Source organism: Asticcacaulis sp. EMRT-3, assembly GCF_030027245.1.
Lineage (GTDB): Bacteria > Pseudomonadota > Alphaproteobacteria > Caulobacterales > Caulobacteraceae > Asticcacaulis.
Genome location: NZ_JASERT010000003.1, coordinates 1 through 21,169 on the forward strand (window position 1 = coordinate 1; position 21,169 = coordinate 21,169).

The following is a 21,169-nucleotide window of genomic DNA, read 5'->3' on the forward strand; positions in this document are numbered from 1 at the left end:
CGGACGAGACCTTCCGCCTGGCCAATAGTGGCTTGCGCTTCTTTGAGCCGTGGTGAGGACTGTGCCTGTCGGAGCAGGTCAGAATACGCCGGCGCCGGATCGGCCAGCGCAAGCATCGGTATAAGCGCACTTGCGCTCGCACCAAGGAGAAGCGCCCTGAGCGCCACTCCGATATGGAATGTCATGATAAAAAAACCTCGGAAAATGAAACCAAAGCGCCCGCGAACGGGCGCGCACGTAGAACGTGTTGGTTAGATTCTCGGAGGTTGGTCGGCTTGCGAGGGATCTATCCCGTGCAGCCGCGCGGCTGGTTCAGGACGAAAAGAGGAGACAAATGACAGGCGTGGCGCCTCGCAATGCGTAACTGACGCCAAAGTCCCCGAGAGCGTTTCCCCAGAATGATGGTGGTGATTCATTTCCAGGAGATCGCTTTGATCATCGCCGCTGTCGCCATTAGTCTTACCGGCAACGCAATCCCTGTCGCCAGGTTCACAATTGCATACCCAGCCGCCATCGGGGAGTTGCGTGTCGCCACAGGCAATATGAGCAAATATCGAGGCATTGGCCTGAGCCGTGGTCGTCCCCATGCCAAGCGTCAGCGCAATGGACAGCAAGGCTGCCCATGCCCAAAGACGCGACAGAAAAGGTTTCGAACCAGGTTTCAAAGGCAAGTCCATACAGAGACAGGCAACATTCACCACATTCGGGGAAATTCGTTACCATCAGGTATCTCGCTTTGATCCTTGTAGTAACTACAGAGTCAAGGCTGGATTGCGATCAAAGCTCAAGGAAGGCACCGAATTGGCGAATAACCAAACTATCGCGACTTCTGCGCTCTCAAAACCCGCTTCAATACACGTGCCAACGGCTCAATGATGGGCGCGATGTCCAGAACCTCGTTCATCAAGGTCGTTTTTGCAATCTCGGAATCGATACCAAATCCCTGGGCTTCATCCACGTAAGCAGCAAGATGATTTACGAGTTCTGCGTGTTCGTCGATGCTTAAATCTCGATCGTATGCGATTTTCAAAATAGAACTCGCCCACGCTTTTACGTCTTCCGCCATACCAATCCCCGGTTCTCTCTTGCCCAGCCTTTCCAGCATTTCGCAGGCCAGATGGCGCTGTTGCAAATTTTCGCCTGCGTACCCAACTTCGGGATTTTGACTGCGGGTTGAGCGGATGAATGACTTCAAGGGGCGCCACCATAAGGGCGAGATCATTCTTTGGGCAGTCCGCTGGTATTGCAAATACGGTATCAGCTACCGCGACCTTGAAACCATGCTGGCCGAGCGTGGCGTGGATGTTGATCACTCGACGATTTTCCGCTGGGTACAGAAGTATGCGCCAGAGATCGAAAAGCGATTGCGTTGGTACTGGAGGGCGCCTTCAATCGGGCGCTCGTGGCGGGTCGACGAGACATATGTGAAGGTCAGTGGCAAGTGGGTTTATCTGTACCGAGCGGTTGATAAAACAGGTAGAACGATTGACTTTTACCTGTCCTCGACGCGCAACGCGAAAGCCGCCAAACGCTTTCTCGGCAAGGCTTTACACGGTCTGAAAGATTGGGAAAAGCCCTTGAAGATCAACACCGACAAAGCGGCAGCCTACGGGGTTGCCATATCTGAGCTTAAAAAAGAAGGAAAATGTCTTGAGGATATGGAACATCGACAGGTCAAATATCTGAACAATGTCGTCGAGGCGGACCACGGCAAACTCAAGCGTTTAATCAAGCCAACTTTAGGCTTCAAATCTATGAAGACGGCCTATGCGACTCTCAAAGGCTTTGAGGTGATGCACGCTTTGAAAAAGGGCCAGGCCAAGATCTGGCAATATCAGGACGGCATCATAGGCGAAGTGCGTCTGGTCGAGCGCAATTTCGGGATTTACAATGTCTGAAGACCGCGTAGCTTAAACAGACTATTGCCATTTTTAAATTTTGCAACAGCGCCTGCAAGGCCACACGGAAGCGGCCGCGAGAGCATAATATACTTGGCTGATGTAAAGCTGATCTTGAGCGCGTGAGAAAGGCTTTTGAATGAGATTCTTTTTGATCGAAATGATGAATATTATTACATGATGTCAATATGTTACACGAATTTCTAAATTCATAAAACTGTTATTTTAATGAAGCGTTAGTGTCATTATGCGGTGACATGACGCCAAAGTCGGACGTTACAAGACTGTGGCGCCGATAGAAATCAAAGTCAGTGTAAACGTTAATATTGCACTTGTTTCATTTTATACAGTTCTGGTTGCGATCATTTTAAATAATGGCGCGCCTTTTCTGTAGGTGAGCGGCGTGAGGCGTTCGCATTGTGCCCACTAACCTATTTCCAAGGCAATAACATGACCTCCACCTTAAAAGGCGCCAGCCGTCTGGCTTTTGGGGCCAGCCCTGCAGTGCTCATTCTCGCCCTGACCCTTGCGCCAGGGGCGTCAATGGCCCAGACCTCCGCCGCTCAAAATGTGCAGACCGTCCCAATCGAAACCATCGTCGTCACCGGCAAGGCCGAAACGGCGCCAGCGCCAGGTTCTACGCCGCTCAGCGCCGTCGAACCGACATCGATTGTGTCTGCGGCTTATATTGCCAAGAATCTGGCTCCTTCCGGCAATTATGACGAGGCGATCAAGTTCAGCCCGTCGACCTTCGACACCGCGCCGAATGGTCCTGGACTAGCGGAGAGCCAGAACATCTCGATCCGTGGGTTTCAGGACGGCCAGTTCAACGTCACTTTCGATGGGATTCCGTGGGGCGATTCCAACGACTTCACACACCACACCACGAGCTATTTCATGGCTCATGATCTGGGCCAAATTACAATTGACCGGGGGCCTGGCACGGGCGCGACTATCGGCAATGCGACTTTCGGCGGCACGGTGTACATACTGTCGAAAGCCCCTGAGGACCATTTCGCAATCAGCCCTTACGTCTCCTATGGCAGTTTCAACACGTCTGACGTGGGCGTTGAAGTTGATTCCGGCAAGTTGAACAATTCAGGAACGCGCTTTCTTATCGACGCTGAGGGCTTGCAGTCGGACGGTTACCTGACAAATGAGCATCAGAAGCGGCAAAACTACTATGCAAAGCTTGTCCAGCCGCTTGGGGATAATTTCACCCTGACCCTCGCCGGCATGTATAACCATGTCCATCAGAATATTTCCATTGGCTCAACTGCGGATCAGCTGGCTACCCTCGGCCGCAACTGGGGTCTGTCGCGAGATCCGAACAATCAGAACTACTTTGATTATAACGCAGATTTTATCAAGACCGACTTTATCTACGCCGACCTCGCGGGTCATTTTGGCGAGGGTTGGTCACTCGATGGGAAACTCTACACCTATGCTTACGGCCACACGGGCATAAATGGCGAGGATCCGAACGGCGAATACCCGAACTATGTCGTCCTCACCCAAGGCGGCCCGCAGGTTTCTGGCGTGCCAGGTCAACTGCTCAAAAACGACTATCGCTCGGTTGGCGCGATCTTGCGCCTGACGAAGATCCTGCCGTTCGGCGATCTGCAAACAGGTCTTTGGTATGACAGCCAGACCAATCTTCGTCGGGTGAACGAGGTCGTCATGAACGAGAATATGTCGCCGAACTACGACGATAATGGCAATGGCGCCATTGGCGATCCGGGCACCGGCGCAACCAATGGGTTCGACCGAGACCTGACGCAGGGTATGAAAACCTTCCAGCCCTATATTCAGTTCAATATCAAGCCTTTGGCGGGTTTGACCCTAACGCCGGGTATTCGCTATTCGTGGTTCAGGCGCAACGTCAATGCAAACGTCAATGTCAAAACGGAAACGGCGCAGTCCTACAAGAACACCTTCCAAGCGACCCTGCCGAGCCTTGAGGCCCACTACGACATAAGCGCGAACTGGTCGGCCTATGCGCAGGCGGCAAAGGGCTTTTTGGCCCCAAATGAGAACTACTTCAATCGCGTCGATCCAAACTCCACCAATTTCAAACCCGAGAGCACGACCAATTATCAGGCAGGCACAACCTGGAAGAATGCGAAGCTCTCCGCTTCACTGGACGTTTACGCGATTGATTTTAACAATCTAATTGTCCCGGTCGGTTCGCAAGGTGGAAAGGCGATCTATGGAAACCTTGGCGGGGTGCGCTATCGCGGGATTGAAGCTGAAGGCAGCTATGCGATTGGTCATGGCTTTAGCCTCTACGCCAACGCCTCCATCAATTCCGCGATAGCAAACTCGGACAAGACGTGGGTGCCAAACACGCCCAAGAACACAGCTTCCGGCGGGGTGGTCTACAACTCTGGCGGCGTCTACGCCTCCTTGTTCGCCAAGATGGTTGGTCCGCGTTATGGGGATTCTGGCGATACGCAGCGCTTGCCGCCCTTCACCACAGCCGATGCTTCCATTGATTTCGATCTTGGTCGCCTATCCGACACTCTGGCCAGCGCCAAGTTGAAGATCAATGTGAACAACATCGCCGACAGCAAGCCGATCATAAATCTGGCGGGCTATACGGTTGGCGCAGGCACGCCGCTGTACTGGACCAATGCAGGACGCAGCATTTTTGCGACGCTGGAATTCAAATTCGGTCCGCAATTCTGACCTTCCTGCCGGCCTGGAGGCTATCCGCCAACACGCTGATCAAAACCTTCGGGCGCTTTTGTATACAAAGGGTACGGATGATCAGCGTCTTCAATCAGTAGGTTAGCCGCCTGGTTTCTATAGAGTCGTACGGCGGAGCCGGAACGAAAGCCAACCTTCGTTCCGGCTCCGCCGTACGGGCCTTATCCTGCGTAGTGCGAAATACGATTCTCTGCGCGGTTCAGGCGATGCTTTTCGAGGCGCGTGATGTGACCATGATCGTGTCGTGCATCGAAACGTTCGCGGGCACGAACGTGTTGGTCGGCGATACGCTGCTCACGCGCTTGTCGTCTCGTGAGTTCCCCTGCGCGCCGCTCCTGCTGGATGCGTCGGTCGAGATGGGCGGCGCGGACATTGACTTGTTCCCGACGGGGATGCGCAGCATCCCACCGAGTTTCGGCCGATGCGCCGCTGGCCACCAATGTAGTAATCAGGGCAAAAGCCATCGCGCATTTGGCAAAAGTGGTATTCATGGAAGTTCTCCGGAACTTTAGAAGCTAACCCGCCCCTTTGACGGTGATGACAAGTTAGCCGCTCTTATTCATGGTAGCGGCAAAATGATGCAGCGGGTGTAGCGTAAGGCTTTGTTTTGGCATAGATTATGGGTGTCGAATCCTAAATCATTTCCAACACCGCCGGTGCCACACCCGCCATGGACCAGATTACCGATCTTCCGTTCGATTTGCCAAGCGTTTCGCGCAAGAAAGTCACGGCTGCTTTCGATGGCGGTCGTATCAGTTCCGACGGCGGCGTCATGCTTTTGTCTGCCGCGGAACGCCAGATCGGGATCATCGACCGGCTTTGGCGGCTCATTCCAGACCGTCGCAATCCGTTGCTGGTGACACACTCGGTGGCGTCAATCTTGAAGGCTCGGATCTTCGCCATCGCCTGCGGGTATGAAGATGGCAATGACCTGGGCTCTCTGCGCACCGACCCTGCGTTCAAGCTCGCCTGCGGCCGTCTTCCCGAGGAAGGCAAGGATCTGTGCTCGCAACCCACGCTGTCGCGTTGGGAGAATGCCCCAGATCTTCGTAGCCTGATCCGGCTGACCTACGCCCTGGTCGATCAGTATTGCCATAGCTTTGGCTCGGCCATCCCGGCTGAGATCACGCTCGATATCGACGACACGGTCGACGTCGTCCATGGCCGCCAGCAGTTGTCGTTCTTCAACGCCCATGAAGGCGAGTATTGCTTCAAGCCTATCCACGTCTACGACGTGGCCACGGGTCGGCCGGTCGTGGTCATTCTGCGGCCAGGTAAAACACCTTCCGGCAAAGAGGTGCGTAGCTGGGTCCGCAAGATCGTGCGCCGGATCCGCAAACACTGGCCCAAAACTCACATTACCCTGCGCGGCGACGGGCATTACGCCAGACCCGAGGTCATGGCCTGGGCCGAGCGCAAGGGCGTCGACTATATCTTCGGACTGCCCGGCTCCAAGCCCTTGCATGCCAAGGTCGAAGCCTTTGCCGATCATATCCGTGTCGTTCGCGCCGAACAGCAAGCCGCCGCCGTTCGCGGCTACACCGAAGTCCGCCATGGCGCCCAATCCTGGGGGCGCGAGCGCCGCGTCATTGCTCGTATCGAAGCCACGCCGCTTGGTCTCGACAACCGTTTCGTCGTGACGTCCCTGGGCGATCCCGATCCTGAGACCCTATACGCCAAGCTCTATTGCGCCCGGGGCAATGCGGAGAACTTGATCAAGCTGCACAAGACCCAGCTTAAAAGCGACCGCACCTCCTGCCGTTGCCCCCTGGCCAACCAGATGCGTCTGATCCTCCACACCGCCGCCTATTGGCTCATGCTCACCGTCAGGGATCAAATCCCAAAGGCCCACAAGCTGGCGACCGCAGAGTTCAATACCATCCGGTTGCGCTTACTGAAGATCGGCGCCCGGATCACCGAGACGTCTCATCGCATCAGGATCGCCTTCGCCGCCGCTTGCCCAGAGGCCAGTCTCTTCCGTCACATCATGGCCGCGCTCAAGCCCGCACCTGCATGAAAAATGGGGCTATGCCCCAAAAGCCGCCGCCATCACCATCAACCCCATCGGAGAAAAATCTGGTCCAGCGCGTGGCGAAAAACACGAAGCGGAAAAACGCGTCTCGGCATAGGCCAACCTAAACGGCAACCCGGTCACAGGAACCATGAATGGATCGGGTTAGCTTTTCCGGTCTGAACGAAATCAGAGCGCTACGTATATTTTCGGTTCACCTGAAGACCACGATGGGGGCGGAAGCGTAAAAATCCGGAAATATTGGTCAAGCGGTTGATAACAGCAGAAATACGTACAAACCTGCGAGAGGATAAGGAATGCCATCGGATCGGCCGGCATACCATCTTTGGCGGCGCTGTTGCAAAATTTAAAAATGGCAATAGTCTGTTTAAGCTACGCGGTCTTCAGACATTGTAAATCCCGAAATTGCGCTCGACCAGACGCACTTCGCCTATGATGCCGTCCTGATATTGCCAGATCTTGGCCTGGCCCTTTTTCAAAGCGTGCATCACCTCAAAGCCTTTGAGAGTCGCATAGGCCGTCTTCATAGATTTGAAGCCTAAAGTTGGCTTGATTAAACGCTTGAGTTTGCCGTGGTCCGCCTCGACGACATTGTTCAGATATTTGACCTGTCGATGTTCCATATCCTCAAGACATTTTCCTTCTTTTTTAAGCTCAGATATGGCAACCCCGTAGGCTGCCGCTTTGTCGGTGTTGATCTTCAAGGGCTTTTCCCAATCTTTCAGACCGTGTAAAGCCTTGCCGAGAAAGCGTTTGGCGGCTTTCGCGTTGCGCGTCGAGGACAGGTAAAAGTCAATCGTTCTACCTGTTTTATCAACCGCTCGGTACAGATAAACCCACTTGCCACTGACCTTCACATATGTCTCGTCGACCCGCCACGAGCGCCCGATTGAAGGCGCCCTCCAGTACCAACGCAGTCGCTTTTCGATCTCTGGCGCATACTTCTGTACCCAGCGGAAAATCGTCGAGTGATCAACATCCACGCCACGCTCGGCCAGCATGGTTTCAAGGTCGCGGTAGCTGATACCGTATTTGCAATACCAGCGGACTGCCCAAAGAATGATCTCGCCCTTATGGTGGCGCCCCTTGAAGTCATTCATCCGCTCAACCCGCAGTCAAAATCCCGAAGTTGGGTACGCAGGCGAAAATTTGCAACAGCGCCCTTGGCTGTGTGGCGCTGTTTGCGCGGCGCCGAACGATCCGCTTCCAGGATGCCATCGATGGTGCCGATGAACGCGTCCAGCTTCGGACGTTTTATCGCCGTCTGGCGGCGGTAGCCCGGCGGGGCCGAAAAAGACAGCATCTTGCGAATGCTGTCACGCGATAGGTTGAAATGCTTCGCGGCCTCCCGCTGGCTCATGCCCTCCGAACAGGCAAGGCGAACCTTCAAATACAATTCCACGGTATAAATCCTTCCATCCTCCCTGCGACCTGCAGGAAGAAGATAGGTGGACGACTTTTACGCCGCCCGCGCCGGCACGATTCCGACGCTTCCGTGGTAGGTTTTTGCACCGCCGCTTATAGGCTGACCTACTGATGAGCCGCTACGAAAAGGCGTCGACCATCATCACCTCAAATCGCCCCTTTAATGACTGGGCCCACTTAATGGGGGACGTCGTGCTGGTCGCGCCCTTGCTCGACCGCCTTCTGCACCACGGACGAATGCTGAACTTCGACGGAAAAAGTTGGCGTTTAAAGGAAGCGGCAGCCCGTAACCTCAGCCAATCCAATGGGTAACGGCTCGCTTCGCTACAGCGCCTTTGAATAGCGCGCTCAGCTCGCCGTTACCCACCCAAACGTCAGGGAAAATAACTTAACATGGCTCGCCGAACGGCATTGGCAGAAGCCGCCGAATTAGGCTAAACGTCGAAAATCTGCTGCGAAGACTGGCCCGTTTTAAGGTGGCCATCCGGGCCTAAGCGAACAGATTCGGCAAAACCTTTAGCCAATATCGCTTAATTGAACGCGCCCTCAAGAACCATGGTGCGAAATTGGCTGTCGACTTCCACAGGTGACTGGATTGCGCCATTGTCCATCCATCCCGTCAGGACGCCCATAAAGGCCTCTCCCAAAACGCCCTCTCAAGAAGTGATAGAAACTACAAACGCGGGCGCATGGCGCACGCGCGACCATCGCGCCATTCCGACCGAGAGGCGGCCAGTCCTCTCGAAAACCTGAATGTCTAGCAAATTCAAAATATTAGAAATTGCCTCGACCGATTATTCATTTAGATTCAACAACTTGCTTAGCGGGATTTTTCGCACGGATTCGCCGTGAACCCCAATTCCTATGACATTGACAAGATCAGCGTCATCAAGATGTAGCCGGAATCTCATCCTTCTTCGTCACAGTGAGATAAATGACAGTTGCCAATATGGCGACAAGAAAACCTAAGCTGGTGATGGTTGTGCCAAAACCGAGTCCACCTGCAGTTTTGCCCTGTGAGAGATAGTCACCTATGGACGCTCCAAGGGGTCGAGTGAGAATATAGGCGATCCAGAAAGCGAGAACCGGGTTTAATTTAAGACGATAATAGGCAAAGGTGATGAAGGCGATCAGGCCGCCAAAAATCATCAGTGATACGAAATAGCCGAGTTGGAGCTTCTCCGCTATGAGATCGCCGGCTGCGGTACCTAGGGCAAATGTAAACAAGATAGTAAGCCAGTAGAAGCCTTCACGCCGGGTTGTGTTGATCGAGTGAACGGACAGGCTTCTTTCCACCAAGTACCAAGCACCAAAAATGGCAGCTAGCGCGGCGCTGAAAACCGTCGTTGTTATAATGAGCGAAACGCCAAGATTGTCCGTAAGATTGTCGGTGATCAGAGTACCTACGACGCTAATCAAAACGACCGCCAGCCAATAGATCGTGGGTGTATATTTTTTTGCCCTAAACTGCACGATGAGAGCTACAAGCAAAAGAGCCCCCATAATGAGGCTCGTAATCGTCAGTCCAAGCCTTAGGCTGGAATTCAGAAAATCTGCGGCTGTCTCACCAACCGTTGTGCACAAAATTTTGATGATCCAAAAGTAAATCGTCACCTCAGGGACTTTATTTAGCATCTGTCTAGCCGTCAATTTGCTTTCCATAGGGTAACATCCAATTATTATTGTGAAACATAAGCAGTTGCGACGTGCTCTACATTCAGTGCGGCAAAAAAATATCTGAGTAGTCCGTAAGATATAAGTTCCTGATGGCGACCGAATGGACCTGACGTGGCGGCGCTAATATTGAACGGTCTCAGGGATACTTCTGCGAAGTTGGACCTTCCAGTCGATTAGTGATGTTGCTGCCATGACAGGGCATGAAGGCGCAAGGATACGTCCGAGAAAGCCTGACCTCTCTGATTTGATTTTGAATAGGTGTTGAGGCTTGGGCACCGTTCGTATACAGAGCGATAAGGACCCTCCCGCAAAGCAACCGGGAGAGTCCTTATAATATGCGTTAACTAGTCAGCTTCGTGAGCCTCCTCTGCGGCGCCTTCGGCTCCGTTTTCGAGTACGGCTCCGGTCTTGGTATCAACACCGACCTCATAGGTCTTGCCATCGGCCTTAATATCGAAGGAGTAGCGCAAGCCACTTCCTCCGGCCTCTTTCTCAGCCTCGCGATGGACTATCTTGCCGGGGCGCGCCTTCATGGCGATGGCTTCAGCCTGTGCCATTGTAACCGACGCGTGCGCAACGAGCTTCTCGCCATCGAAATGTTTGGGCTGAGAGGCTGCGACAGCCTGGCCACTAACGAGAGCGGCGCCAGCGAGTACGGCTAAAATAATATGTTTCATGTTCATTCCTCATAGTTAGTGCGATCAAGATCGCGTTGAGGTGTAGTATTGCTTTGTGAAATGAGATGAACCTGATCGGAAAGTGGCAAATCTAAGGTATTTCCCGATGCGTTTGCGTTCAGCCCTGCGAACTCGCACTATTGTTCGTAGGAAAAATCGCCGCTCGGAGTCTTGTCGCCACCAAATGTATAACTGAGGCCGACATAAGCGAGACGGCCTGACTGGCGACGCTCATAGGTTCCGACATAGGTTGGTGTGTCAAAGACTCGCTTTTGCTTCTGGCTGTTGAACAAATCACTTACGGTAGCGACTAATGCCAGCTTCTTGCTGATCTCGTGCCGGTAGCCTACGTCCAGTGTAGCGTAGGGAAAGACATATCCTTGCGCCGTCAGGCGCTTGCCACGATAAGCCGTGGAAACTTGCACGCGATCCTTCGCCGTGGCCTGATAGTCGAGCGAAAACTTCGCGTTCATACCGATGGTTGACCTAGCGCCTGCGCCCAGGGCCAGCGCATTGACTTCGGAATAGAAGGCATTGCCGCTCAGATTATAGCCCAATGCAGGCGTGAACTTGCCGGAGGCGATGAACTCCAAACCACCCGAGCGCGAATGGGGCAAATTGACCTCCCGGATCAACGCGACATCGGGATTGATGACGCTCAGGACTTCAGTGTCGCCATTGCGACTCTTGCGATAATAGGCCGTGAGTTCATAACTCTGTCCGGCACGTGCGGAATGTCGAAAGCCTGCCTCGAGTGAGTCGGTTGTTTCGGGCTTCAGCAAAGGATTGCCCTGATGAAGATTGTTCGGATCGGACGCATTGATGTAGGGATTTAGATCTTCCGGATCGCGGCGGCGTACGCGTTTGGAATATCCCAGTGTCAGGCTATCTTGGTCGGTCAGAGCATAGATGGCATTCAATGTTGGATAGATCGTAGCATAGGACTGTGCGCTTATGTCGCCGGTAACGATCTGAAGCGTCCTAAAATGCACCGTTTCTGCCCGGAGGCCAGCCAGTACTTCGAACTTTCCGAACGCATTGTCATAGGTGAGGTAAGCGGCGTTTATCGTCTGTCGATAGCGAAACGAATTATCGAACGCATGCGCCTGCTTCAGGCGCACGTCAGGCACAATACCACGAGCCACCGTGTCGTCGAAACGATTCTGATCGTACTCACTGTCCGTACCAAGTTTTAATGTCCCGCCCGAGGCAAGAGGCCGGATGTAGTCGAGACTAAACTCGCTGACGCCGTAGCTTTCGCGATGAAAATCTTGCTCAACCGAGCTTGGCGTCGAGGGCGATGCATAGAATGTGCGATAATTGTAGACGTTTTTTTCGACGCTTTGGCTGGTCTGAACTAGCAGTGAAAGCTCCTCGCCCGGCCGATCGGTCTTGCGGTCATAGCTTAAGCTGGCACCGGAGTCAGTCCGCGGTCCTCCGCCGTAGCCGTCACGAGAAAATGCCGATGGATTGGCACCGACTGAGTTCGATTGTTGCTCTGTTCTTCGACGTTCATCGCGCGTGGCGTAATTAAGAGAGGCGCCGAAATCCTGTTTGTCCGTTGGCGTGTAGTTCAGCCCAATAGTGCCAGACTTTCGATTTCCATTTTCGGTCTGTTCGGTCCGAGATTGTGTCGTACCGCTTGCGCTTCCAGACGCTACCGTCCGGGTAACATTGCGGCGCTGGCGGACATCGTTACGAACATCAAAGCTCCCATGTAGAGCAAGCGCTTTGTGTGTAATGCGCATGGACAGATCAGCATTGTAACGTCCGGCGTCCCCAATGTTAACAATCGCCGCTCCAGATGACGCGTGCTGTTCAGATTTGCGGGTGACGATGTTGATCACACCGCCAAGTCCATCAGGTCTGAACGCGGCAGAGGGTGAAGTCATGACCTCAACCTGCTGAATTTGTGAGGCGGAGAGGCTTTGAAGGGCCGCTGCACGGGCCGAACCCTGCATTTCCGCTAGCGGCTTGCCGTCGATGAGAACGCTAACGCTTGTATCGCCACGAAGACTAACATTGCCATCCGCATCGACCTCGACTGAAGGCAAGTGGTTCAGAATGTCGGCCGCGCTGGCGCTCGCTGACATGACATCCGCGTCGGTTCTGTATACCTTTCGATCTACCTTGTTGATGATGATTGGTCTTTTTGCAACGACCGTCACAGTCACCGCACCGGTAGCGGCGACCTTCACAGTGGCATCGCTTTTCGGCGAAGACTTTCCCTGTGCCATCGCCATGTGCGTAAACAGAAGGGGCGCGGCCAGAGCAGAAACGATTGCGAGCTGTTTCATATTCGTCCTCGCTTGCAAAACGGCTCCTCCGATAAGGTCATCGCGCTATGTGAGGTGAGTGGAGGGATAGGCTGCAAAATACTGCATGCGGGCGCAATCAAGGATTTAGCTCTTCCAGTCGAGAGGCTAAAAAACGACCTCCAGCACTTGAAGCTGCCGTCGTCGAGCGACTGTTGCGCACCGGAGGCAGCAAATGCCGTCCTAGCCAGTCCTGTCGCGCACATAAACATCAACGGCATTTTCATATGGAATTCCCTAGCGGCTGATGTCTTACCGTAGAAAAATGAGTGCAAACTGAAATTCTTAGGCCAGAAAGTGCAGATAGACGATTAAGCCCGCGCCGTCTGCGGGATTGGCAAGGTGGATCTCAGCACCGATAAGTTCGCAAATGGTGCGCACGATCGCCAGACCGAGGCCGCTGCCTGCCCGAGTATTGCCCTGGATGCGATAAAATCGACCAAAGACCTTATCCTGCTCGACCTCGGGGATGCCCGGGCCATGATCACGCAGCACAAATTCGGTTGTTTCACCCGCGCGACCTATGCTCACTTCGACAGCGCTACCCGGCGCTGAGTGTTTAATGGCATTGTCCAATAGGTTGCTCAGCAGAAGGTTGAGCAGTGGCTTGTTAGCCGTGATGAACACGTCTTCATCACCTGTCAGGATCAGATCCAGGCCGCGCGCATGCGCCTTGGCGTAAAGTTCACCTAGTGCCTCGCGCGTGGAATCGTATAGATTTATAGGTGTCAATTTTGCGGGCGTGTGCGAAATGCGCGCAAGCGTCAATAATTGATCGAGCAAGCGTGAGGTGCGTTGCACGCCGCCCATAAGCGCATCAAATGCGCGCTGCCTGTCACGCTCGGTCAGGGCGGCTCGAGCGACTTCGGCCTGAACACCGAGGGCAGCAAGCGGTGTGCGCAGTTCATGGGCAGCATTGTCGGTGAACAGACGTTCCTGATCACGAGAGACTGCGAGTTTCGTTAAAAGAGCATTGATCGAGTCTGAAAGCGGGGCCAATTCAGATGGCAACTTGTCGCCATCGACACGGCCAAGATCATTGGGCGAGCGCCTGCGAATAACCGCAGCGAAAGAGCGCAAATCGCGTAAGCCCCACCGAATACCAAGCCAGACACCCAGCATAATAATCGGCATGACGAACAACAATGGCAAAGACACGCCCCAAACAATGCGTTGTGATATTTCTTGTCTCGCCTGCAACCTTTCCGCCACTTCTACCAGGATGTGGTCAGACGGACTGCGATATGTGAAAATGCGCCACTTTGCCCCATTGCGACGAATGACCCTGAAACCACTGGCTTCAGCCGGCGTGTTGGCGTTTGGCGCATTGCCTGACGCCATAACAATCAGACCGTTCCGCCAGACGCGAAAACTACGCCAGCTTGAATACTCATTAAGCGCAGCCTCATCCTCTGGCGATAGTCCCATATTACCGTTCTCAACTTGGAAGCGTTGCGGATCCTGTTCCGCGCGTGCCAGCTTCCAGAGCTCCTGTGCCGAAGAGATCATTTGCGAGTCGTAGACCTCGGAGATTTCATCGTCCGCACTCATATATGCAATCGCGCCGATCAAGACGGTGATCAACACGAACGGCAGGGCAACGCCTTTCAGAATCTGCCATGTCAGGGAGCCGCGCTTCGTCATGGATTGATCACATAGCCGATACCACGCAATGTTGTAATTAAATCCTTCCCCAGCTTCTTGCGCAGAGTGTAGATGGTGGCTTCAACCGTATTGCTCTCGAAGTCGTCATTCCAACTATATATCTGTTGTTCGATTTCCGACTTGCTGACGACCCGGCCGACGCGTTGCATGAGTAGTTCAAGGATCTGATATTCGCGTGCCCGCATTTTGACCCAATTACCGCCTTTGCGCACGGCGCGGGCTGACGTATCGAGCTCAATGTCCCGAAATAGGATCGTGGGATTGGCGCGTCCATGGCTGCGTCGTTGGACGGCGCGCAGCCTAGCAAGCAGTTCACCGAGCGCGAAAGGTTTGACGACGTAGTCGTCGGCCCCGAGATCGAGCCCCTCAATCCGGTCGGCAACCCCGTCACGTGCCGTCATAATAATGACTGGCAGATCCAAACTGGTCCGGAGTGTTCGCAAAACATCAAAGCCAGAGATTCCTGGCAGATTGATATCGAGGATCATAGCTTCGTAGGCGTTAGTACGCAGGGCTAGAAGCGCATCTGGACCATCTTTGATCCAGTCGGTGAGGTAGCCGCCCTGGCTCAGACCGGCCTGAAGGGCCTCGCCTAGCATTTCGTCGTCCTCGACAAGTAAAATCCGCATGGGTCGGACTGTAGCATGGTAAGATAAGACGAAACTGAAGCCACTTACGATTGTAGACCAACTCGCTCAACGACTGCCGTTTACAGCTTTTGCGTCGTCGATGGTTGTTCCCGGTATATCACACCCTCAGTCACTTAGCCCTACGCCGAAAACGCCAGATCAGGCTGGGCAAGAGAATTAGACTTAGAAACGTAGAAGTCACTAGCCCGCCAAGAATAACAATCGCCATCGGCCCCTGAATTTCGCGTCCCGCCTGCCCTGTTTCCAGCGCCAGAGGCAGCAGCCCCAGGGCAGTTACTAATGCGGTCATCAAAATGGGCGTTACGCGCTCGCGTGTGGCCGTCAATACAGTACTCTCCGACCAAGGGTGGCCTTCAGCCAACAGTTGATCTGTATGCGCCAGCAATAGGATTGCGTTGCGCGCTGCTACGCCCAGCAGGGTTACGAAACCAACCAGCGCTCCCAGCGACAGACTTCCACCGCTGAGGGCGACGGCAGCCACACCACCTACCAACGCGAACGGAGCTGAGGCTACAATCAGCCACACTGCTCTAGCTTCCCGGAAGGCCAGAACCAGCAAAGCCACAATGCCAACTAAAGCCAGCGCGGTGTTGAACAATAGCTCGTTGCGGGCCTTAATCAAGTCATCGGCTACGCTAACATAATCGAGATAGACGCCCGGTGGCAGCTTTACTTTTGCAGCGATGGTCGCCTTGGCGGCCAAGGTAACGCGCGTGACTTCGCTTGGTTTCGGGTTAGCGGTGACGGTTTCAACCAACTGACCACCGATATGTGAAATCTGGGTGCGACTGTCGCCCAGTGTGACCTTTGCGATGTCGGACAGACGTGCCAAATCTCCATTGGCGCCGCGCACCAGCAGTTCTCCTACCGCCTCGGGGCTTTGTCGGAGGTTCTGCGGCAGGGTGACGGCCACATTGATGACGCGGTCAGTGCGGTAAATCTGTGTGGCGTCGATTCCCTTATAGGCGCTCTGAACGGCGTTTAGCACATCCTTGGGTGATATGCCGCGCGCCGACGCTGCCTGACGGTTAATATCCACATGCACACTTGGCGCCTTAGGCGGTGTGGTGAGTTTGACATCGTTGGCGCCTTTTACGTCTTGCAGAACTGAAGCGATCTGATTTGCGACATGGTCGAGCGTGTCCGCGTCTGCGCCATATACATTGATGGCAAGGTTGGCCGTCTCGCCCGTCAGGGATTCGCCAATACGGTCGCCGAGAAAGGTGACGACATCGGTTTGCAGGCCCGGATAGTGATCAAGCACCTCATGAATTTTCGCTTCGATTGCATCTTGCCGCGCGCCTGATAGATGCGGCTTGAGCTCCAGTTGAAACTCACTACGCTCGGTTCCTGAAGTATCTTCGCTACCAGGCGCCCGACCGATGGCTTGTTCAATCCCTGAGATACCCGGTATGGCAAGGATCTCTTTCGAGATCGACTCACCATAGCGTCGCGTCACCTGAAGGGAGGTTCCCGGTTGCGCCGCAACCTGAAGAACGAAATGCCCCTCCCTAAAGGAGGGCATCAACTCGCTTCTGAAGAAAAATAAACCCATGATCGCCGCCAAAGTCGCTAACCCAGTAGCAATCATCACCGTGCTGGGACGTGCAAAAACACGACGCAGCAACTTTTCGTGGCCATCTTTCAGCCGCGTCATCAGTTTTGGTTCCGGCGGTAATTGGCTGTGCTCCAGAAAGAGGAAGCTGAGTGCTGGCGTCACTGTCATGGCAATAAACAACGAAATCAGCGTTGCCAGAATGAAAGCGGTCGCCAGGGGGGCAAAAAACGCTCCCTGCAAGCCATGCATCATGACGACCGGCACCAATACGAGTGCTACCACCAGAGTCGCATAGATAACCGGTGAACGCACTTCCAGTGAGGCCTTCAAAATGACTCCGATTGTCGCTTCGCTTCTGCCTTCTGGCATATCGCGATTTTGGCGCAGCCGACGGACAATGTTCTCGACGTCGATGACTGCGTCATCGACGACCACGCCCAACGCCACGGCCAGCCCGCCCAGAGTCATGGTGTTGATCGTCACGCCTGCACGATCCAGCACCATAATCGCAACCAGTAATGAAAGAGGAATACTGACAAAGGAGATGAGTACAGTCTTGATATTGCGCATGAAAGCAAAAAGGATGACAGCGATCAGAGCAGCACCAATTAACAGGTCTTCAGTAATCCCAGCCAGGGCGGTTTCAATGAAGTTTGCTGGGCGGTGTAAACCCGTCACCATCTCGATACCCTGCGATGCCATAGCGGGCTTCATCTCGGCAAGCGCTTTTTCGACTTCGTGCGTGACCTTGAGCGTGTTCGAGCCATACTGGCTTGACAGGACGATCAGCACCCCGGGCTTACCCATGATTACGGCGTCGCCGAAATCGGGCGCAGGCGCCTCAACCACTTGGGCAACGTCGCCAATGTGCAGGCCCTGCGCTCCAGCAGCAGTGATCGGTGCGGCAGCAATGTCATCGGTCGTCGCGGCCTGCGTTTTCGGCTCGACAAGAATGCGTTGTTCGGAGGTATCTATGAAGCCGCCGCCGCTTATGGCGGTTGCAGCTTGTGTCGCCGCAACAACATCTGACAAACTGAGGCCAAAAGTTTGCAGGGCATGTGGATCAACGCGCACTTCGATGCGTCGTACCTCGCCGCCATAGACAGCCGCGCGCGCTACACCTGGTACGGCCATCAGACGCGGCCGCAGCTTCCACTGTACCCAATCGCGCAAGGCCTGCGGCCCCTCCGACTTACTGAGAAACCCAACGGCTAATAGATCCATGGTTGGCGATGTCAGCGGCGACAGGGTCGGCGCGCCAACTCCGTTCGGAAGCGTCTGGGGTACATCATTGAGCGCCTCAGCAACGATTTGGCGTGCCCGATATGGTTCGGATCCGTCGTTAAAGATAACCTGAACGATGCTGAGGCCCTGAATGGAGGTTGAGCGAACCTGCTTGACGCCCTGCGCCCCATTGACCGCCTGTTCGACCGGGCGTGTGACGAGCTGCTCGACCTGCGCGGCCGACAAACCCGGTGATTCGGTCTGGATCTCGGCCTGGGGAGGCACAAAATCAGGGAAGACGTCATAATTGGCACGGGCCAGCGTCAGGCCACCGGCGACAAGCGCAAGAGCCGCCGCAACAGCGATTAAGCGCGGGTGTTTGAGGCAGGTGCCAACAAGACGGGACAGCATCAGTCGTCACCGTCCACTGGTGCGGCGGTTGCCGTGTAGAGCGCCGATGCACCCTGGGTCACAACATGCTCACCGACATGGAAACCGCTGTTTACGATCAGCCCATCGTCGCTAACGTGTATAGGCTGGACAAGCCGGCGATCAAACCGTGTCGGCGCAGTCTTAACATAAGCAAATATCTGGCCGTCATGCCGCAGAAGGGCAGCATTTGGGATTAAAAGACCATTGATACTGCCATCATAGAGCTCTGCCGTCATTGAAAGGCCCGTTGTAAGCCAGCGCGCCGCCATTCCGCGTACCACAACGATCAAACCCGGCGATTGCAGCTTGCCGTCCGCGGTACGCGCAGGGCCCAAAATCTCGGCATCGACATCACCGGTCGACGTATGCAGGCGGACGCTACGCGCACCGGCCTGCCCGCGACCAGACGGCGTATCGACACGAACGAGTGCCGCCTGACCAGAGGCAAGATCCCTGGCGAAGTTGGTTGAAGCAAGCCGGGCTACGGCGGGACCGACCTGCAAAGCAATCTGCTGTCTCAACAAGATGACACGCGCCTGATCGGCGGCAGCCTGCGCCGCTGCGGCTTCAGCGACCTTGACCGAAACTGTGTCATTGCCACTCAGCCTTTTCGTGCGTGTGGCCTCGGCGGATGATGCAGTAGCTGCGGCGCTGGCCGCAGATAGATCGCTGATGTAACCCAGCAACGGTGCCGGATCAATGACAGTGGCATAGCCACTTATGCCACCGGCGCTATGCGCAACATCGAGGGGAGCTGTGACGATTTGTAGCCTCGCCTGAGTTGCCGCATTGAGTATCTGTGTTGTTTGCGCTTGTGCACCTACGGGTAAAACCAGCAGAATAAGCGAAAGGGTAAGAGTCTTCATTTAGTCATATCCATCAAAGCAGCGGTCAAATCACGCGCATCAAGCGGATCAAATGGAATATGTCGCGCATCTTCCAGATCAAGCCTTGCCTGATCCGCCGTGGCTCGCGCCTGCGCAAGGGCAAGGTTGGTTTCCAGCGCCGCTATACGCGCCTGTAACAGCGTGATGCAGTCGGCTTCACCTTCACTCGCAGCGGCTTCGGCATGCCTCGCAATCTCGTTGGCGAGCGGTACATCATGAACAGCAATCTGGCGCTGTAGCAATTCAGCGCTTTCCCATCGCGCATGGGTGCGAGCGACATAAGCCAGAGCCGTCTTCACGGTGGCTTCCAGCGACTTCCCTGACGCCAATCGCGCCTGATCGGCTGCGTCGATGTTGGCCCGGTTGCCATCAAGCGGGGGCAAGTTAAGCGACAAATTGAATGGCAACTTCACCACGCCGCGCTCCCAGATATATCCCGGTGAAACAGTGATATCCGGATACTGCTGCGCCACGGCCAGGCGCAGCGCACTTTCAGACAGGTCATAATTAGCCACTGCGGTCTGGATATCCGGACGCGCATAAAGGACTATATCGTCATTCAGGTCTATGGAGTTCCCAGATTGGGGAGGTGGCAAGTTGTACACTCTGGATGTATCCGCGTCGAGCGCATGGGCAAGATCACTGAGAGCGGCCTGTGCCTCACCTTGCGTCTGAATCAGTGTTTGCTGTGTCTGTAGTGTAGCGATCCGGGCGGTATCAAGGCCGTCGTGCGCATCCTCACCCGCAGCCATGCGTTGTTGCAGTGCTGCTTCGAGGGCGCGGCGCTGATCCAAAAGGGCGCGGGCCGCTACTTCAATGGCACGGGCACTGGCTAGTTTGACCTGCGCCTCTCGCAAGTTCTGGCGCGTTTGCCATAAGGCTTCAGCGAGGGTGGCCCGTGCCTTCATAACCTCGACACTTGCAGCCGTAATGCGGCTACCGCGCCGCGCGTTCGTATCAAAAGGAATATCAACGGCCATGCCCCATAGCCATGGTCGCGCTGAATCAGCCGCCTTCGAATATTCACTACTTAAAGCTAAAGTGATTGTCGGCATCTGTCTTGCCGCCTTTAACTCGGCTTGGGTGGACGCCAAGTGAGCACGTGCTGCAGCAACTTCCGGACTGCGCGACAGGGCTAGACTCAACAAATTGCCGGTGGGAACGGATGACGGCATAGGTGCGGTGGCACCAAGGCTTTCGAGTGGCTTCTGCATCGGCGAGTAGGTCGCACATGCACTGAGGCCTAACAGGCCAACTACGCAGAAAAGGGCCAATCTTAGATCGATCATACGGTCGGCTCGCAGACAAAGTTGAGCCAAAAAATACGTTTATAGATATGAATTATCGGGCGTTTGCCCGAATTTTTTGCTGCCGGCCAACTTCTGCATATCGATAGCTCAACTATGGACCGATGTCTGCCTGTCCTTAGGTTGAGCATTTTTATGATTATCTGAATCAAGTGAGTCACAGTACGGTTTCGCTGTTGAAGGTATCGCTCGCGAAATGAACGAAATTCGAATACGTCAAATATTTAATATCAGTCTTATTTTGAAAGGCATTCATGCGTTGGTTGAGTGCGCCGGTGGTATTGTGCTGGCCGTCGTCAGCACGAAAGCCATCGCGCTTTTTGTGAACAACATTACTCAAGAGGAATTGGTCGAAGATCCAAAAGACTTCGTCGCCACGCATCTGCTCGCCATTGCGCACAATTTTTCCATAAATACGAAAACTTTTTATGCTATCTACCTTTTCGCACATGGTATTGTAAATCTGGCTCTGGTCGTTGGCCTGTTTAAAGGCAAGCTTTGGTCATATCCTGCCTCTTTGATCATTCTTATGCTTCTGATTGCATATCAGCTCTACCGATACTCCTACACCCATGGTCTGGGCCTGATCCTGCTTACAATTTTCGATATCCTCATTGTAGTGATCATCTGGCATGAATACAGGCTCGCGCGCCGTCATATGCCAACCCAATAGAGTCAGTTCGACGAAGCCCTCAAGCACCGCCCGTTATAGC

16 protein-coding genes and 2 pseudogenes are annotated in these 21,169 nt (G+C 54.4%); 5 read left to right on the forward strand and 13 right to left on the reverse strand.

Annotated elements, in window-relative coordinates:
- Both QB905_RS14340 and QB905_RS14345 read right to left on the reverse strand, forming a co-directional pair.
- Positions 1-185: pseudogene (locus QB905_RS14340) on the reverse strand (hypothetical protein); the annotation flags it as partial.
- A gap of 632 nt (positions 186-817) precedes the next feature.
- Positions 818-1,195: a hypothetical protein gene (locus QB905_RS14345; RefSeq protein ID WP_282975843.1), complete on the reverse strand. Its 378-nt coding sequence runs from the start codon at positions 1,193-1,195 to the stop codon at positions 818-820.
- On the opposite strand from QB905_RS14345, the gene QB905_RS14350 reads away from it, so the two are divergent.
- Positions 1,182-1,898: an IS6 family transposase gene (locus tag QB905_RS14350; RefSeq protein ID WP_282975844.1), complete on the forward strand. Its 717-nt coding sequence runs from the start codon at positions 1,182-1,184 to the stop codon at positions 1,896-1,898. The two genes, QB905_RS14345 and QB905_RS14350, sit on opposite strands and share 14 nt — an antisense overlap.
- Before the next feature lie 450 nt (positions 1,899-2,348).
- On the forward strand, positions 2,349-4,586 hold the full coding sequence (locus tag QB905_RS14355; protein WP_282975847.1) for a TonB-dependent receptor: 2,238 nt from the start codon (positions 2,349-2,351) through the stop codon (positions 4,584-4,586).
- A 182-nt stretch (positions 4,587-4,768) separates the two neighbouring features.
- Here QB905_RS14355 and QB905_RS14360 read toward each other — a convergent pair whose 3' ends face one another.
- Entirely contained in the window at positions 4,769-5,098 is a 330-nt protein-coding gene (locus QB905_RS14360) for a hypothetical protein (protein ID WP_282975849.1), read from the reverse strand.
- Positions 5,099-5,277: 179 nt separating this feature from the next.
- Between QB905_RS14360 and QB905_RS14365 the strand changes: the two genes are divergently transcribed.
- The gene (locus QB905_RS14365) at positions 5,278-6,624 is read left to right on the forward strand and encodes an IS1380 family transposase (RefSeq protein WP_282972822.1); all 1,347 of its coding nucleotides are present in this window, start codon (positions 5,278-5,280) and stop codon (positions 6,622-6,624) included.
- Between the two features lie 398 nt (positions 6,625-7,022).
- On the opposite strand, the gene QB905_RS14370 is transcribed toward QB905_RS14365, so the two are convergent.
- Positions 7,023-7,739, reverse strand: a complete 717-nt coding sequence (locus QB905_RS14370; RefSeq protein ID WP_282975844.1) for an IS6 family transposase — start codon at positions 7,737-7,739, stop codon at positions 7,023-7,025.
- A 29-nt stretch (positions 7,740-7,768) separates the two neighbouring features.
- Positions 7,769-8,041, reverse strand: a pseudogene (locus QB905_RS14375) (IS21 family transposase); the annotation flags it as partial.
- Between the two features lie 134 nt (positions 8,042-8,175).
- Here QB905_RS14375 and QB905_RS14380 point away from each other — a divergent pair.
- Positions 8,176-8,376 carry an ATP-binding protein gene (locus QB905_RS14380; protein ID WP_282975851.1) on the forward strand — a complete coding sequence of 67 codons (201 nt, stop codon included), beginning with the start codon at positions 8,176-8,178 and terminating at the stop codon, positions 8,374-8,376.
- A gap of 576 nt (positions 8,377-8,952) precedes the next feature.
- Here the strand turns inward: QB905_RS14380 and QB905_RS14385 are convergent.
- The 8 genes from QB905_RS14385 to QB905_RS14420 form a co-directional block, all read right to left on the reverse strand.
- Positions 8,953-9,726 (reverse strand): COG4705 family protein, encoded by a 774-nt coding sequence (locus QB905_RS14385; protein WP_282975852.1) that lies wholly within the window; start codon positions 9,724-9,726, stop codon positions 8,953-8,955.
- Positions 9,727-10,085: 359 nt separating this feature from the next.
- The gene (locus QB905_RS14390; RefSeq protein WP_282975854.1) at positions 10,086-10,418 is read right to left on the reverse strand and encodes a PepSY domain-containing protein; all 333 of its coding nucleotides are present in this window, start codon (positions 10,416-10,418) and stop codon (positions 10,086-10,088) included.
- Positions 10,419-10,555: 137 nt separating this feature from the next.
- Positions 10,556-12,715 (reverse strand): outer membrane beta-barrel family protein, encoded by a 2,160-nt coding sequence (locus tag QB905_RS14395; RefSeq protein ID WP_282975856.1) that lies wholly within the window; start codon positions 12,713-12,715, stop codon positions 10,556-10,558.
- 303 nt (positions 12,716-13,018) lie between these two features.
- On the reverse strand, positions 13,019-14,377 hold the full coding sequence (locus tag QB905_RS14400; RefSeq protein ID WP_282975857.1) for an ATP-binding protein: 1,359 nt from the start codon (positions 14,375-14,377) through the stop codon (positions 13,019-13,021).
- The gene (locus QB905_RS14405; protein ID WP_282975859.1) at positions 14,374-15,027 is read right to left on the reverse strand and encodes a response regulator transcription factor; all 654 of its coding nucleotides are present in this window, start codon (positions 15,025-15,027) and stop codon (positions 14,374-14,376) included. The genes QB905_RS14400 and QB905_RS14405 overlap by 4 nt, the downstream gene beginning before the upstream one ends.
- A gap of 130 nt (positions 15,028-15,157) precedes the next feature.
- The gene (locus QB905_RS14410) at positions 15,158-18,241 is read right to left on the reverse strand and encodes an efflux RND transporter permease subunit (RefSeq protein ID WP_282975861.1); all 3,084 of its coding nucleotides are present in this window, start codon (positions 18,239-18,241) and stop codon (positions 15,158-15,160) included.
- Entirely contained in the window at positions 18,241-19,128 is an 888-nt protein-coding gene (locus QB905_RS14415) for an efflux RND transporter periplasmic adaptor subunit (protein ID WP_282975863.1), read from the reverse strand. Before QB905_RS14415 ends, QB905_RS14410 begins: the two co-directional genes overlap by 1 nt.
- Entirely contained in the window at positions 19,125-20,438 is a 1,314-nt protein-coding gene (locus tag QB905_RS14420) for a TolC family protein (RefSeq protein WP_349252583.1), read from the reverse strand. The genes QB905_RS14415 and QB905_RS14420 overlap by 4 nt, the downstream gene beginning before the upstream one ends.
- 214 nt (positions 20,439-20,652) lie before the next feature.
- On the opposite strand from QB905_RS14420, the gene QB905_RS14425 reads away from it, so the two are divergent.
- A complete protein-coding gene (locus QB905_RS14425; RefSeq protein ID WP_282973517.1) occupies positions 20,653-21,129 on the forward strand; it encodes a DUF2127 domain-containing protein in 477 nt (158 codons plus the stop codon).
- Positions 21,130-21,169: the final 40 nt, after the last annotated feature.

Bases quoted from the DNA above. Each gene is read 5' to 3' on its own strand.
- QB905_RS14350 (WP_282975844.1), top strand. From the start codon at position 1,182: ATGAATGACTTCAAGGGGCGCCACCATAAGGGCGAGATCATTCTTTGG.
- QB905_RS14355 (WP_282975847.1), top strand. From the start codon at position 2,349: ATGACCTCCACCTTAAAAGGCGCCAGCCGTCTGGCTTTTGGGGCCAGC.
- QB905_RS14360 (WP_282975849.1), bottom strand. From the start codon at position 5,098: ATGAATACCACTTTTGCCAAATGCGCGATGGCTTTTGCCCTGATTACT.
- QB905_RS14365 (WP_282972822.1), top strand. From the start codon at position 5,278: ATGGACCAGATTACCGATCTTCCGTTCGATTTGCCAAGCGTTTCGCGC.
- QB905_RS14370 (WP_282975844.1), bottom strand. From the start codon at position 7,739: ATGAATGACTTCAAGGGGCGCCACCATAAGGGCGAGATCATTCTTTGG.
- QB905_RS14380 (WP_282975851.1), top strand. From the start codon at position 8,176: ATGAGCCGCTACGAAAAGGCGTCGACCATCATCACCTCAAATCGCCCC.
- QB905_RS14385 (WP_282975852.1), bottom strand. From the start codon at position 9,726: ATGGAAAGCAAATTGACGGCTAGACAGATGCTAAATAAAGTCCCTGAG.
- QB905_RS14390 (WP_282975854.1), bottom strand. From the start codon at position 10,418: ATGAAACATATTATTTTAGCCGTACTCGCTGGCGCCGCTCTCGTTAGT.
- QB905_RS14395 (WP_282975856.1), bottom strand. From the start codon at position 12,715: ATGAAACAGCTCGCAATCGTTTCTGCTCTGGCCGCGCCCCTTCTGTTT.
- QB905_RS14400 (WP_282975857.1), bottom strand. From the start codon at position 14,377: ATGACGAAGCGCGGCTCCCTGACATGGCAGATTCTGAAAGGCGTTGCC.
- QB905_RS14405 (WP_282975859.1), bottom strand. From the start codon at position 15,027: ATGCGGATTTTACTTGTCGAGGACGACGAAATGCTAGGCGAGGCCCTT.
- QB905_RS14410 (WP_282975861.1), bottom strand. From the start codon at position 18,241: ATGCTGTCCCGTCTTGTTGGCACCTGCCTCAAACACCCGCGCTTAATC.
- QB905_RS14415 (WP_282975863.1), bottom strand. From the start codon at position 19,128: ATGAAGACTCTTACCCTTTCGCTTATTCTGCTGGTTTTACCCGTAGGT.
- QB905_RS14420 (WP_349252583.1), bottom strand. From the start codon at position 20,438: ATGATCGATCTAAGATTGGCCCTTTTCTGCGTAGTTGGCCTGTTAGGC.
- QB905_RS14425 (WP_282973517.1), top strand. From the start codon at position 20,653: ATGAACGAAATTCGAATACGTCAAATATTTAATATCAGTCTTATTTTG.